The 14,213-nt window shown below is 38.1% G+C and carries 13 protein-coding genes and 1 other annotated feature; of the genes, 11 read left to right on the top strand and 2 right to left on the bottom strand.

Features of this window, described 5'->3' with window-relative positions; all coding sequences use genetic code 11:
- Window positions 1-5 precede the first annotated feature (5 nt).
- The 4 genes from QDN89_RS16340 (at window position 6) to rlmH (ending at window position 3,647) form a co-directional block, all read left to right on the top strand.
- Window positions 6-800 carry an MBL fold metallo-hydrolase gene (locus tag QDN89_RS16340; RefSeq protein ID WP_280771240.1) on the top strand — a complete coding sequence of 265 codons (795 nt, stop codon included), beginning with the start codon at window positions 6-8 and terminating at the stop codon, window positions 798-800.
- Window positions 801-983: 183 nt separating this feature from the next.
- Window positions 984-2,231: a S1C family serine protease gene (locus QDN89_RS16335; protein WP_280771239.1), complete on the top strand. Its 1,248-nt coding sequence runs from the start codon at window positions 984-986 to the stop codon at window positions 2,229-2,231.
- 432 nt (window positions 2,232-2,663) lie between these two features.
- Complete coding sequence (locus QDN89_RS16330) at window positions 2,664-2,831, top strand: CxxH/CxxC protein (protein ID WP_280771238.1); 168 nt, start codon at window positions 2,664-2,666, stop codon at window positions 2,829-2,831.
- A gap of 336 nt (window positions 2,832-3,167) precedes the next feature.
- Window positions 3,168-3,647, top strand: coding sequence for a 23S rRNA (pseudouridine(1915)-N(3))-methyltransferase RlmH (gene rlmH / locus QDN89_RS16325; protein WP_280771237.1), 480 nt, complete (start codon window positions 3,168-3,170; stop codon window positions 3,645-3,647).
- 526 nt (window positions 3,648-4,173) lie between these two features.
- Here the strand turns inward: rlmH and QDN89_RS16320 are convergent.
- Window positions 4,174-4,275 (bottom strand): YjcZ family sporulation protein, encoded by a 102-nt coding sequence (locus QDN89_RS16320; RefSeq protein ID WP_280771236.1) that lies wholly within the window; start codon window positions 4,273-4,275, stop codon window positions 4,174-4,176.
- Between the two features lie 223 nt (window positions 4,276-4,498).
- Complete coding sequence (locus QDN89_RS16315; protein WP_280771235.1) at window positions 4,499-5,674, bottom strand: pyridoxal phosphate-dependent aminotransferase; 1,176 nt, start codon at window positions 5,672-5,674, stop codon at window positions 4,499-4,501.
- A gap of 325 nt (window positions 5,675-5,999) precedes the next feature.
- Here QDN89_RS16315 and QDN89_RS16310 point away from each other — a divergent pair, with 325 nt between their 5' ends.
- From QDN89_RS16310 to argS, 7 genes are all read left to right on the top strand, one after another.
- The gene (locus tag QDN89_RS16310; RefSeq protein WP_280771234.1) at window positions 6,000-6,791 is read left to right on the top strand and encodes a carbon-nitrogen family hydrolase; all 792 of its coding nucleotides are present in this window, start codon (window positions 6,000-6,002) and stop codon (window positions 6,789-6,791) included.
- 173 nt (window positions 6,792-6,964) lie between these two features.
- Entirely contained in the window at window positions 6,965-7,471 is a 507-nt protein-coding gene (locus tag QDN89_RS16305; protein ID WP_280771233.1) for a ferritin, read from the top strand.
- Window positions 7,472-7,865: 394 nt separating this feature from the next.
- Window positions 7,866-8,933 carry a Delta(5) desaturase DesA gene (desA, locus tag QDN89_RS16300; RefSeq protein ID WP_280771232.1) on the top strand — a complete coding sequence of 356 codons (1,068 nt, stop codon included), beginning with the start codon at window positions 7,866-7,868 and terminating at the stop codon, window positions 8,931-8,933.
- A 125-nt stretch (window positions 8,934-9,058) separates the two neighbouring features.
- On the top strand, window positions 9,059-10,192 hold the full coding sequence (locus tag QDN89_RS16295) for a sensor histidine kinase (protein ID WP_425335416.1): 1,134 nt from the start codon (window positions 9,059-9,061) through the stop codon (window positions 10,190-10,192).
- Window positions 10,189-10,791: a response regulator gene (locus tag QDN89_RS16290; RefSeq protein ID WP_280771229.1), complete on the top strand. Its 603-nt coding sequence runs from the start codon at window positions 10,189-10,191 to the stop codon at window positions 10,789-10,791. The genes QDN89_RS16295 and QDN89_RS16290 overlap by 4 nt, the downstream gene beginning before the upstream one ends.
- A 218-nt stretch (window positions 10,792-11,009) precedes the next feature.
- A complete protein-coding gene (locus tag QDN89_RS16285; RefSeq protein ID WP_342394386.1) occupies window positions 11,010-12,056 on the top strand; it encodes an SIR2 family NAD-dependent protein deacylase in 1,047 nt (348 codons plus the stop codon).
- Window positions 12,057-12,154: 98 nt separating this feature from the next.
- Window positions 12,155-12,377, top strand: a binding site (T-box leader).
- Between the two features lie 77 nt (window positions 12,378-12,454).
- Complete coding sequence (gene argS / locus QDN89_RS16280) at window positions 12,455-14,137, top strand: arginine--tRNA ligase (protein ID WP_280771227.1); 1,683 nt, start codon at window positions 12,455-12,457, stop codon at window positions 14,135-14,137.
- Window positions 14,138-14,213: the final 76 nt, after the last annotated feature.

Genomic DNA, 14,213 nt, shown 5'->3' with positions numbered 1-14,213 from the left:
ACAAAATGAGTTTAAAGTTTAGTGTATTAGCCAGCGGAAGCACAGGAAATGCGATTTATGTGGAGACAGGAAAACAACGTCTCCTCATTGATGCTGGACTAAGTGGGAAAAAAATTGAACAAAGTTTCAAGCAAATTGGTGTTTCACCTGCTGATCTCGATGGCATTTTAGTTACCCATGAGCACAGTGATCATATAAAAGGTGTTGGAATTCTTGCCAGACGATTTAGTCTACCGATCTATGCAAATGAAAAAACGTGGAGTGCAATGAACGCTAATATTGGTGCGATTCCATTGGAGCAGAAATTTTGCTTTGAACGTGGGAAAGTGAAATCTTTTTCAGATATAGATGTAGAATCATTTGGGGTGTCGCACGATGCTGCTGATCCAATGTTTTTCACCTTTCATCACGGTGGGCGGCAATTGACAATTTTAACAGATACCGGATATGTTAGTGATCAAATGATGGGTATTACTAAAGGATCCGATACGGTGATTTTTGAATCAAATCATGATACGGATATGCTCAGAATGGGTAAATATCCATGGACAATAAAACGTCGAATTCTTGGCGATGAAGGTCACGTATCTAACGTAGATGCAGGTATTGCTTTAGCTGACATATTAAAAGATACAAGAGCAGATGTGTATTTAGCTCATCTTAGTCTTGATAATAACATGAAAGATTTAGCGAGAATGACCGTACAGCAAACTCTCGAGGAATATGATATCGAAGTTGGCCGTCAAGTAAAGATATTTGATACGGATCCCGTTGTCCCAACACCGTTAAAAGTAGTTTAGAAAAATGACTTAATCATACGTTTATCTTCGTATTTCGTGGGAAATTATATGGATATATGAAAAATTATCGAATTCAAATCAAATTAATAGACGAGAGTAGGACGAATGAATAAAATAAGATTACAACATGATATTAAATATCCAACTTTTTTCATACATTTTGTTTAAGAGGGGGTACGAAATATGGGTTATTATGATAGTCATTCGCCTTCTTCTCCAAGTCGTCGCAGAGAAACAAAAGGTGGAACGAAGCGTTCAGGTGCTATTGGCTTTTTGGGAGCATTATTTGGTGCTTTGATTGTCGTTTTTTCGATTCCTGTTCTTGCCAATTATGGTTTCCTTCCTTATGAAGTCGTTCCGAAAAACGCTTCGCAGGAAGATCAAGCTGTGATTTCCCAAGAAGACGTGGATGAAGATACGGCAACAGAAACGTTGAATTTACAAACCACTTCTGAAGTAATTGAAGCAACGAGTAAAGTTTCTGATGCCGTTGTTGGAGTGGTGAACATGGAACAATCTTCAGGGCTTTTTGGAGAAGGACCTGGTGAAGGTACGGGGTCAGGTGTCGTTTATAAAGTGGAGGATGAGCGTGCTTTTATCGTTACAAATCAGCATGTCATTGATGGAGCAAGTCGAGGATCCAGTGATATAGATGTCACCTTAAATGATGGTTCTAGAGTATCTGCTGAGTTTGTTGGAGAAGATGTTTTAACAGATTTAGCTGTTCTCACGATTGATTCCGATGGCATTGATACAGTTGCTGATTTTGGAAGTTCGGATATATTACAAGCAGGTGAACCAGCGATTGCAATTGGGAACCCACTTTCCTTTGAAGGTTCTGTCACACTAGGTATTATTAGTGCTGTGGAACGAAGCCTTCCTGTTGACTTAACAGGAAATGGACAGCCAGATTGGAATGCCGAAGTACTTCAAACGGATGCAGCGATCAACCCGGGAAATAGCGGCGGAGCATTGCTAAATATTCAAGGTGAAGTAATTGGTATCAACTCGATGAAAATAGCTCAACAGGCCGTTGAGGGTATTGGTTTTGCTATTCCATCAGCGATTGTCCTTCCAGTTATTGAAGATCTTGAGGAATATGGGGAAGTACAACGTCCGCAAATGGGCATAGCTCTTCGCTCACTTCAAGAAATTCCAAGCTTTCACTGGCAAGATACATTAGGTTTACCTGATGATATCAAAGGTGGTGTTTATGTTGAAGGAGTTGAATCAAATACTCCGGCTGCGGAAGCAGGTTTAGAAGAAGGTGACGTGATCACCAAATTAAATGATACGGAAATAAAAGATTCTCATGATTTACGACGATTCCTTTATACAGAAGTAGCAATCGGTGAAACAATTTCCGTTACGTTTTATCGAAATGGTGAGGAACAAACGTTAGATCTCACATTAGATAAACAAGTGTTTTAGCGATTGACTGTTTCAAAAGTATACATCCTTTTATATAAACTAGGTTCGACATCGCTATCGATGGAAGATTTCTTGCAGAAGTTGTTGCATGACGCTCTTTTGAATAGCTGATGAAATCGATATAATATAGAAAAACGAGTCAGGTGGATATATCCTGACTCGTTTTTTTGAATGGTGGATGAGTTTTGGGACATCCTCTTTTTATTTAGTAAAGGTTTGAGTAATTGTGGATAAATAAATGAATCGTGGTAAAGCTGCAATCTGTTTGATAAAATCTAGACTGTGGAAAGGTAATAACATAAGAACAAATTTAATGTGGAGTAAGGTAAAAGTTATTCACATAGATTTGTGGATAACTTTATTGTCAATACTAAAACTAACGTTCGTAGTTTATCGTTTGGAAATTTAATTTTCATAAAGAGAGGTGTAAATATGATTTATAGTTGTCCTGAGCATTCGGAAGAAGCGATCGAAGAAGCCATTGAAGACGGGGGGTTACCACCAATTTTCGAAAAAATACAGACAGAACTACATCCATCAAAAAAATGCTTTATTTGCAATGAAAAAGCAGTTTATCAAGTTACTCAAGCGGAGTCATAATTGATGTTCGAGTGTGGATAAGTTGTGGGGATTTCATATTGAAAAACAATGATTTACTTATCTTTTATATAAAATACGACTAATTGTTTATCGAATGAAGATAAAAAAATGAATAATATACGAAGTATAACAATTCAATACTAATTCTATACGGATGAAAAGATGATATAGATAAATGGTTATCCACATATAAATGAGAGATTTAAGTTCATTTAAGAGCAATTTTTTATTTATACTGTGCATATGTGGATAACTTCTGTGGACAAATGGAAGGTGTGTATAATCATACTTTTTATGTATTTATTAATGGATAAATTATTAGTAAAGGAGAAACGAATGAATATTTCAATTGTTGCTGTTGGTAAACTAAAAGAGAAGTATTTGAAGCAAGGTATAGATGAGTACATAAAAAGACTATCATCGTATGCTAATGTACAAGTTGTAGAAGTGGCTGATGAAAAAGCACCGGATAACATGAGTGAAGCAGAAATAGAGCAAGTGAAAATAAAAGAAGGTGAAAGACTTCTGGCCAAAATAAGTGCTGATACATATGTGATTGCTCTTGCCATCGAGGGTAGCCAATGGAATTCGGAAAAATTAGCGCATGAATTGGATCAATTAGCTACATATGGAAAGAGTAAAGTTTCTTTCATAATCGGTGGTTCGGTCGGTTTGAGTGATGCTGTTATTAAGAGGTCTAATGCTAAACTTTCTTTTTCTAAAATGACGTTTCCACATCAGCTAATGCGATTAATTTTAACAGAACAAGTTTATCGTGCATTTCGAATCATAAATGGACATGCGTATCATAAGTAATTCGTTTATACTCGATTAATGTTCATATGTATGGAAAGTGATCATTTCAATTATGAATTGTTACACGTGAAACACCCTGTGTATAAGGAAGTAGACTTGAAAAACAGGTTTAAAACTTATCACTCCGGGGGTTTATATACTTAATGAATTAAAAAGGTGCCATTTAAGACACCTTTATGCTGTTGAGAAAGTCTTCTCAACAGCTTTTTTTATGAATATTAGTCCGATTAATTAGATAAATAAAATTAGGGTATCTGTTTACATACTTAAATAAATACAATCTGTAGTTGCTACTCCCGGTTAAAAAACTTGAAAGATGCAAGTAAACAAGTTCTAATGCTCCCTTCCATTAGAACATAAAGAAGATCGCAAATCCACCTTACTATGCAAGGGTGGATTTGCGATCTTCTAGCTTAGAAAGTTGATCTGAATGGAATTTATGAAAGATAAAAGAACCCCCTTTTTGAGAAAAGGGGGGATTCTCGACAATAAAAGGTGTCATATATGGCACCTTTTTATACTGGAATTAATACCCGTAACCTGTGTAAGACGCACCAATGATTATTAATAGAATGAACAGCACAACAAGTAGCGCAAATCCTGCACCATGATAATGAGTATGTGACATTAACAAGCACTCCTTTTTAATTTTATTGTGGAAAGCCCCACTTAAAACTACAGTATTCAAAGAGTTGTTAATGAGATTGGACTTTTGCTGATTTTTTTGTGATGTTTTTCAATTTTAAATTTGTGGTCATTGGTAAGAGGCAGGAATGTAAGAGGTTGAATTGTAATTTTTAAACAATGGAGTAGCCTAGCTCTTTCGTTTGAAAGAACTTAGGCGTAAGTGATTAAAAAAGCTTCAGATTTTCGATTCTTGTAGCGGCTTCCCGAAGTTGATCCTCATTTGCCACGAGGCCGATGCGAACAAATCCTTCACCGAATTCACCAAAACCAAGACCTGGCGCCACCACAACATGGGCTTTTTCCAACAGAAGGTTTGCAAACTCTTCAGATTTATAGCCTTTAGGAACGGCCAGCCAAGCAAAGAACGTTCCTTTTGGAGCTTGCACATCCCAACCGGCTTTCCTGAGCTGGTCGATCAATACATTACGCCTCGTTTGATATGTGTTAACGAGTTTATACACATCATCTTGAGGAGCAAGGAGAGCTTTGGCTGCCGCTTGCTGGATGCCACCAAACAAACTCATGAACATATGGTCTTGAATTAAATTAATATTTTCGATGACAGAGGAGTTCCCTACAGCAAAAGCTACACGCCATCCAGCCATGTTGTATGTTTTGGAAAGAGTATACATCTCAATACCAACGTCTTTTGCTCCTTCAGATTCAAGAAAACTCCGCGGCTTTTCCCCATCAAAACCAATCGCAGCATAGGCGAAGTCATGACAGACGCAAATGTTGTGTTTTCTAGCTATATCCACTGTTTCATCAAAGAACTCTTTTGATGCTATCGCTGAGGTAGGATTATTAGGATAGTTTAAAAACATGAGTTTCGCTTGATTAAGGATGGGTTTGTCCAGTTCATGGTAATGAGGTAAGAAATCATTTTCACTTTTTAGCGGCATGAATGCTGGTTTTGCATTAGCTAAAGCAACTCCAGAAAGATAATCCGGGTAACCAGGATCAGGGAGTAAAGCTATATCGCCAGGATTAAGTAAACATTGACTCAATTCAACGAGACCCGTTTTTGAACCAGACATGATAGCAACTTCAGATTCCGGGTCGAGGTCAACGTCATATTCACGTTTGTAAAATTCACAGATAGCTTTTTTCAAAAATAGTTGTCCACGAAACGGTGAATATTTGTGGTATTCCGGATTTGATGTTGCTAGCTTTAGTTCTTCAACGATGTGTGATGGGGTGGGTAAATCCGGATTCCCTTGTCCTAAATTTATGACGTGATAACCTTTATCATTTAAGTGTTGTGCTTTTTTCACGAGTTTTGCAAAAAATTGATCGGGTAACCGTTGCAGCGATGCAGATGGGTCAAAGTTTAATGTCATGAATGGATCACACCTCCATTTTCCTATAGTCCGTATTGTATATTGTAATTAATGGTAGACTCATAAAATGGCTTTGTAAAGATTTGTTATCACTTTTAGAATACTATAATGGCTGTTGTGCACTTATGCTAGGAAGATGATGTAAAATAGAAGAAGACGTATGTAAATAGGGAAGAGAAAGTATGGATAATTAATCAGTAGTTTGTCTTTTCCGGATTACAGGGAATGTGGAATGGAAGGAAGAGAAAAGAATCGGTCGTGTAAGTGAAGTGAGTATAGTTCAAAGAAGTAAATTTTCTAAAAAGATGCAAAGGAAGTGACTATCGTGCGTTTAAATGTGGCATTGGTTCAAATGGATATTGCATTTGGTGAACCTAAAACGAACTTTGAGTTTGTGGAAGAGAAGATTCATGAGGCAGCAAGCGAAGGAGAAACAGATGTCATTGTATTACCAGAATTATGGTCAACGGGGTATGACTTAGCTTCCTTCGATGAAATTGCAGATGTAGAAGCGGAAAAAAGTATCTCTTTTCTTTCTGAACTAGCAAAAAAATATCATGTAAATTTAGTAGCTGGTTCCGTTGCGAAAAAGTCAGCTGCTGGATTGACGAACACAATGCTTGTTATTGATCGTAATGGAAAACTTGAGAAACAATATAGCAAAGCACATTTATTTCGTCTCATGAATGAAGAGAAGTATTTAGTACAAGGAAATGACGACGGTCTTTTTCAACTAGATCATAACAAGTGCGCCGGGGTTATTTGTTATGATATTCGTTTCCCTGAGTGGATTCGAACGCATATGCTTGATAATACAAAGGTATTATTTGTTGTAGCAGAATGGCCGAAACCACGGATCGATCATTGGCGGGCTCTTTTAATAAGTCGTGCAATTGAAAATCAGTGTTACGTTGTTGCCTGTAACCGAATTGGATCTGATCCTAACAATGAATTTGGCGGGCATTCCATCATCGTCAGTCCTTGGGGAGAAGTGATTGCTGAAGCGGGGAACGAAGCGACAACACTTTATGGAGAAATTGATGTTGATGAAGTTGATAAAGTGAGAAAAACAATCCCAATATTTACAGATAGACGAGTTGATCTTTACAAGTTGTAAAGGGAGAATGTAATCATTTTATATCAAATATCGTTGTTCATTACTTAGTATTTGGGTAACTTCTCATAATCGACAAATCCAGACGGCTTTAGCCATGGCTATTCCCTAGCGCTTATGCTAGCCTTGAAAGTAGAATCATATCATCATATATCAGTAAAGGACAGGTGAAACACATGATTACAAAAGAATTAGTTGAAGGATTAAATGATCAAATGAATTATGAATTTTATTCTGCACACGCCTATCTTGCTACAGCAGCTTATTGTTCAGCTGAAGGTTTCGATGGTTTTGCGACTTTTTTTCTTGCACAGGCAGAAGAGGAACGCTTTCATGGAATGAAATTTTATAACTTCATTAATGATTTGGGTGAAAGAGCTACGGTAACGAACATGCCAACACCAAACAATGAATTTAATTCCGTATTAGACTCATTTGAGAAATCATTAAAGCATGAAAAAGAAGTAACACGGCGAATTTATAAACTTGCCGACATGGCTATGGATCAGCGTGAACACGCAACGATGACATTTTTGAACTGGTTTATTGAAGAACAAGTGGAAGAAGAAGCAACGTTCGATAACTTGATTCAGAAGCTAGAGAGAATTGAAAATGATAGCAACGCCTTTTATATGTTAGAAGCGGAGCTCGGAAAACGTTCATTTGACGCTAACGAAAATTAAGATTTAATAATAGATAACAATCGGAGGGTGCTTAGGCGCCCTTCGTTTGTTTTAGTGAAAGGGAATGTCATGAACTCATTTGAGTCTTCGATATTAAATAGAATCAGCTAGCACCCCTTGGAGCCAAAAAAGTGAGGAATGGATGCTAGATTCCCTGCGCTATTCCTAATTTCCGTAGCCCACGCACTCCAATCCCTTCACGCCGTTCTGTAAGCTTTCCATTTCCAAAAACAATTCAACAACAAGCATTTCTTTCCATTAACACTGTGCCTATATGACATATGTCATATAAAGGTTTTGACGTTTATGACTTAAAGTTACCTTCTATTTTTATTATTCTTAAGGAGAAGATCAGTCGCGTATGTGACGAAAGATTATGAGGAGGTAAGTTGTCATGAGCAACGAAAACATTGCCCAACTAAAAAAAGAAGTTGCACCATTTGCAAAAACAGATCATAGTGCTAGCATAAAACAAATTTTAAATACAATCGTCCCACTCATCGTCCTTTGGTATATCGGATATTTAACGTTATCGATTTCCTATTGGGTGACCTTACCAATTTTAATTGTGACGGCAGGATTTTTAGTACGAACGTTTATTATTTTTCATGATTGTTGTCATCAATCGTTTTTCAAAAGTAGAAGAGCGAATAATATATTAGGCACAATTACTGGCGTATTAACACTTGTTCCTTATGAGCAGTGGAAAAATAGTCATAACACGCATCATGCAACGAGCAGTAACTTAGATAAACGCGGTACAGGAGATATGTGGCTCTTAACTGTAAAAGAATATAATGAAGCTTCGAAATGGACGAAATTAAAGTATCGTATTTATCGAAATCCAATCATGATGTTAGGAATTGGACCAATTGCTGTGTTTATGATTGAATATCGAATGAACAGAAAAGAAGCTAGACGAAAAGAAAAAATTAACACACATGTGACGAATATTTCTATTGTTGGCCTTTATACGGTGTTAATTTTAGCTATCGGTTGGCAAGCATTTTTAATGATGCAACTTCCAGTACTTATTGTGTCTGGGATGCTTGGAATTTGGTTATTTTATGTGCAACATCAATTTGAAGATTCTTATTTCGAACATGATGACGAGTGGAGTTATGTTCAAGCAGCGGTAGAAGGAAGCTCTTATTATAAACTTCCTAAAGTACTACAATGGATCACAGGAAACATCGGTTTTCACCATGTGCACCATTTAAGTCCAAGAGTACCGAACTACCATTTGGAAAAAGCACACGAAGCAGCTCCTCCATTACAAAAAGCAACGACAATAACGATTAAATCTAGTTTCAAATCACTTGCCTACAGATTATGGGATGAAGATGCAAAAAAATTCGTCTCGTTTAAACAAGCGAAAAAAAGCACTCGTTCAGAGGCCATTGCTTTTGTAAAAAAGAAGGACGCAGACTCAGAACCAGAATTGTTGAGAAAAACAAACTAATATAGTGAGTATATAAGGACGTCAATCATTTGGGGCCACAGGGCTCTGACTGATTGACGTTTCACTTTATGCTACAATACATAATACATGCATAGCAGTGCGAAGAAACGAGGGTGGATAAAATGGTGAAAAAATGGAATTGGAAAGTTCGGAAAAACACAGGGCTTAGCCCATATGTGTGGGTAGTGTTCTACATCCTCCCTTTTTATTTTATCGTGCAAGACTCCTCGACATCGGAAATCGTAGTAGGCGTTGCGATGGTTATTGGATATTTTCTCTGTTATGTCCTTTCATTTGCCTCAAAAGGGTGGCTTGTCTACCTAGGTGCGATCATGCAAATAGCTATATCAACTGCAATGAGCTTACTGTTTGGGTATATTTATTTCTTTCTATTTTTAGCTTTCTTCATCGGCACACTTCGAAGTTGGTCAGCTTTTTTGACACTCTATATTATTTTACTGATCAATACATTTGCCACGAGTTATTACGGTTTTCTCAATCATAGTGTATTTATTACTCAGCTCCCATTTGTTTTCTTAAGTATTATTGCCGTGATTTTACTCCCAGTCAGCACATATAACAAAAATAAAGAAGAAAAGCTTCAAGGCCAGTTAGAGGATGCAAATAAACGAATATCTGAGTTAGTAAAATTAGAAGAGCGGCAACGAATCTCCCGAGATTTGCATGATACGCTTGGTCAGAAGCTTTCATTGATTGGTTTAAAAAGTGACCTGGCAGGAAAACTCATAAGTAAAAACCCAGATAAAGCTAGATCAGAAATAAAAGATGTGCAAATTACAGCGAGAACAGCTTTACAGGAAGTACGAGAACTAGTTACAGAAATGCGTGGTACAAAACTAGAAGATGAGATGCAGCGGGTGGAGCAAATTTTACAAGCAGCAAATATTAATTTGACGATACAAGGACCACTTCAATTACCGAATACATCGCTTATAGCTGAAAATGTTGTCAGTATGTGTGTCAAAGAAGCGGTTACGAACGTGGTAAAACATAGCGGAGCCTCCTCTTGTTCGATCATTATTGAACCGTCTGAAACAGCGTTGGCTGTGAAAATTCATGACAATGGTGTCGGGATGAATGTAGCGAAAGGTCGTGCAAAAAAGAGTGGGCTTCAAGGAATGAAAGAACGTTTGGAATTTGTAAATGGAAACTTAGATATAGTTGATGAGAATGGAACGACTCTTGTTATTAACGTCCCTGACGACTATCAGAAAGAGAGCGGGAGGAACGAACGATGATTCGAATTGTCATTGCAGAGGATCAAAAGATGCTGTTAGGAGCGCTGGCTGCACTCCTTGATTTAGAGGAGGATATGACTGTCGTCGGAAGCGTATGTAATGGCGAAGATGCAGTAGCGATGGTTCATGAATACAAGCCAGATGTTTGTATTATGGATATTGAAATGCCGAAGAAAAGTGGGCTTGACGCAGCTGAAGAATTAAAGGGGAAAGTGGACTGTAAGTTTATGATCTTAACGACGTTTGCTCGATCAGGGTATTTTCAGCGAGCCGTGAAAGCGGGGGTCAATGCGTATATGCTGAAGGATAGTCCGAGCGAAGAACTTGCAAGTGCGATTCGAAGCGTGATGAACGGTCGACGTATATATGCCCCAGAGCTTGTCGACGAGTTTTATAGTCCACAAAACCCACTAACTGATCGCGAGAATGAAGTTCTTAAGTTAATGGCAGAAGGTAAGAGCACAAAGGAAATTGCTGATCAACTTTATCTTACAAATGGGACAGTCCGAAATTATATTTCTTCTATTCTTGAAAAACTTGAAGTAAATAATCGAATAGAAGCCATTACCGTTTACAAAGAAAAAGGCTGGTCTAATTAAGAAACAAAAAACACAGACGTAACACGATGACAAGTGTTACGTCTGTGTTTTTAATTTAATAGGCTGCTTTGCAACGATTTAATTTAACTATATAACTTTTGAGAACGAATACGAAGATGAAAGAAGACGTTCAAATCAAAGCGAAACACGATATAAATTATTGAAGTGAGTCCTCATGCTAAAATGAAGGGGGATATTGATTAAAGGAGAGATTCTCAATGGAAGCGAATCAAGGTTGGGAAACTTTGTTAACTATTGGCGCAGAAGAAGGAGACGTTCATTTATACGGAAAAGAAACGATGGAAGGAATTTGGGAGTTTTCAAGAACATTAGTAGATAATGAAGAGAGCATCACTGCTGTCGGAAGTGTAAAGGGATGGGAAAATGCACTCTCCTTGCTGGATGATTATTCTTGGTTAGAGCTCTACCCAATATATATCGATGAGCGATTGAGAGCACATGTTGCCAAAGAAGTTCTCACCACATCGATTCATCATAAAGATACGTTTATGGCTTGGGCAGACCGTTGCTTTCCCGACGTGAATTCAAATATCGTATTTGCTGCGAACTGGATTCAAACAGCGGGTTCAACGGTTGTTTTAACAGGAGCGGGCATGTCGACGGAATCGAACATTCCTGACTTTAGATCTTCGTCAGGATGGTGGAAGCAAATCGACCCTAGAACGGTTGCAACGACTGAAGCGTTAGCAGGAAATTATCCGTTGTTTCAAGAGTTTTACGCAAGAAGAATCGAAGCGTTGAAAGACATTGATCCCCATGAAGGTCACCGTGTTTTGGCTTCGTGGGAACAACTCAATCTTATTGATGTTATCGGTACGCAAAATGTGGACGGACTGCATGCAGCGGCAGGGAGCAATAACGTCCATGAACTGCATGGATCAATTGATAAAATAAGATGTGATGATTGTGACATGCCAGCGGAGAAAATAGCTTTTGTTGAAAACGAGGCATGTTTTCAGTGCAACGGAAAGCTAAGGCCCAATGTTGTTCTTTTTGGTGAGATGCTGCCGCAAAAAGCGTGGACAAAGACGCTTGAAGCTATAGAAAAAGCAGATTTAGTTATTGTTATTGGAACAAGCCTCGAAGTCTATCCAGTAAACCAGTTGCCTAATATGACAAGTGGGCGGACGATTTATATAAATGCTGAAATTAGTGACGTGACACATCGTTTTGACATTGTAATCGAGGGTATGGCGAAACTTACGCTAATGGAAATAAATGAGTTGGTTCTGAGGAGTGCATAAATGGGGCTTTTTAATCATGCACCGATTTTAGCATTGATTTTAATTCTATTCATGATATGATTTACAGTAATATTTTCGTTTAAAATTTAAAAATAAAGACAACATCGATGACAAAGAGAGTAGTGATTTGTGGGACGAAAGCGAGTCAGGGACGGTGAGAGCCTGATGCCAAACTTATCATGAAGCGCACTTTGGAGATTCTTTTCTGAACGAGTATAGGGAAAGACGGGGAGGTCCTCGTTATCAACGCCAAGTGGCTTTTATTTTATGAATAGGAGCAATTAGAGTGGTACCGCGGGATTTTAAACTCTCGCCTCTTTCAAACGTGAAGGGGGTGGGAGTTTTTTGTTTTCCAATTTCCAGCCCAAGTAAATGAAATTTCAAAAGGAGGAATAGTGATGAAGGTCAAAGAAGAAGTAGCGAAACGACTAGAAGAAAAATTACAGGGGGAACTGGAGCGTCGCAAGATCTTACTTATGCTCGAAAAACCGAAATATGCCGATATGGGAGATCTAGCTTTTCCTTGTTTTGAATTAGCGAAGGTGTTTCGAAAGTCACCACAAAATATTGCTTGTGAACTTGCTGGGAAAATAAAAGATCCTATCATTGAAAAAATCGAAGCTGTAAGCGGCTATGTCAATGTGTTTTTGAATAAGAAAATGGTTGCGAACGAAGTGGTTTCAGGCGTCATAGAACTCAATGAGAACTATGGGAGTATCAATATTGGCAATGCTGAAACGATGATAATCGATTTTTCATCACCAAACATCGCCAAGCCTTTTTCCATGGGGCATTTGCGCTCGACGGTTATTGGTCAATCCCTTTCCTTAATCGCTGAGAAGTGCGGATACAAAACGGTGAAGATTAATCATATTGGTGACTGGGGGACGCAGTTTGGAAAGTTGATTGTTGCGTATCGATTATGGGGAAATGAAGCGAAAGTCAAGAAAGATCCTATAAAAGAGCTCTTGAAACTGTATGTGCAATTTCATGAAGAAGCGGAGCAAAATTCTACATTGAATGACCAAGGGCGTGAATGGTTTAAGAAATTAGAGCACGGAAACGAAGAAGCGCTAGGCTTATGGAAGTGGTTTCGCGAAGAATCACTAAGTGAGTTTGAAAAAATTTATGAAGAACTAGGAATAACATTCGACTCTTATCACGGGGAAGCTTTTTATAATGATAAAATGCAGCCAATCGTTGATCTCATGGAAGAAAAGGGAATTCTTGAAGAGTCAGAAGGAGCACAAGTCGTTCCTTTAGCAGGTATGCCTCCTTGTTTAATCAAGAAACGAGATGGCTCCACCCTTTATGCAACAAGAGACTTGGCAGCGGCATTGTATAGACAAGAAACATACGGTTTTTCAAAATCTCTTTATGTGGTTGGCAATGAACAAAGTCTGCACTTTCAGCAACTCTTTGCTGTGTTAAAAGAAATGGGCTATAACTGGTACGAAGGTATGTCTCATATATCTTTTGGAATGATGTTAAAGGATGGAAAGAAAATGTCGACGAGAAAAGGAAAAGTTGTCTTGCTAGATGAAGTGATCCAAGAAGCGGTTTCGCTTGCGTTGAAAAATATTAATGAGAAGAATCCCTCTCTTGAAAACAAAGACAACGTCGCTCGGCAAGTCGGAACAGGAGCGATTATTTTTCACGATTTAAAACATCATCGGCAACACGATATTGAATTCTCCCTTGATGATATGCTCAGGTTCGAAGGAGAGACCGGACCTTACGTACAATATACACACGCACGTGCATCATCTCTATTGGTAAAAGGTCAGTTTAATAAAACGGATGAGGTGGAGGTAGTAGATGATGAACTTGCTTGGCCAGTTGTCACTCAACTTATGGCTTTCCCAGAAGTCGTTAAACGATCGTTTCATACGTACGATCCATCTCAAATTGCAAAGCACGTTGTAGAATTATCAAGGGCATTCAATCAATATTATGGGGCTGTTAGGGTATTAGATGATCCAATTCACAAACAAGCCCGCTTAACTCTCGTTTATTCCGTGAAGGTTGTATTAAAAGAAGGATTAAGGTTACTTGGTTTAAAAGCTCCTGAGAAGATGTGAGAAAACGATAGCAGAAAAGTGCAGTCGGGACTGCATTTTTCTGCATGATTAAATTCTTTATTTGTGGGGGAAGAAT

This window comes from Salipaludibacillus daqingensis, assembly GCF_029891575.1.
Lineage (GTDB): Bacteria > Bacillota > Bacilli > Bacillales > Salisediminibacteriaceae > Salipaludibacillus > Salipaludibacillus daqingensis.
Note: the sequence above shows the minus strand (reverse complement) of the source record. Positions and strands in the feature narration are given on the sequence as shown.

Coding starts and splice junctions, on each gene's coding strand:
- QDN89_RS16340 (WP_280771240.1), top strand. CDS start 6: ATGAGTTTAAAGTTTAGTGTATTAGCCAGCGGAAGCACAGGAAATGCG.
- QDN89_RS16335 (WP_280771239.1), top strand. CDS start 984: ATGGGTTATTATGATAGTCATTCGCCTTCTTCTCCAAGTCGTCGCAGA.
- QDN89_RS16330 (WP_280771238.1), top strand. CDS start 2,664: ATGATTTATAGTTGTCCTGAGCATTCGGAAGAAGCGATCGAAGAAGCC.
- rlmH (WP_280771237.1), top strand. CDS start 3,168: ATGAATATTTCAATTGTTGCTGTTGGTAAACTAAAAGAGAAGTATTTG.
- QDN89_RS16320 (WP_280771236.1), bottom strand. CDS start 4,275: ATGTCACATACTCATTATCATGGTGCAGGATTTGCGCTACTTGTTGTG.
- QDN89_RS16315 (WP_280771235.1), bottom strand. CDS start 5,674: ATGACATTAAACTTTGACCCATCTGCATCGCTGCAACGGTTACCCGAT.
- QDN89_RS16305 (WP_280771233.1), top strand. CDS start 6,965: ATGATTACAAAAGAATTAGTTGAAGGATTAAATGATCAAATGAATTAT.
- desA (WP_280771232.1), top strand. CDS start 7,866: ATGAGCAACGAAAACATTGCCCAACTAAAAAAAGAAGTTGCACCATTT.
- QDN89_RS16290 (WP_280771229.1), top strand. CDS start 10,189: ATGATTCGAATTGTCATTGCAGAGGATCAAAAGATGCTGTTAGGAGCG.
- QDN89_RS16285 (WP_342394386.1), top strand. CDS start 11,010: ATGGAAGCGAATCAAGGTTGGGAAACTTTGTTAACTATTGGCGCAGAA.
- argS (WP_280771227.1), top strand. CDS start 12,455: ATGAAGGTCAAAGAAGAAGTAGCGAAACGACTAGAAGAAAAATTACAG.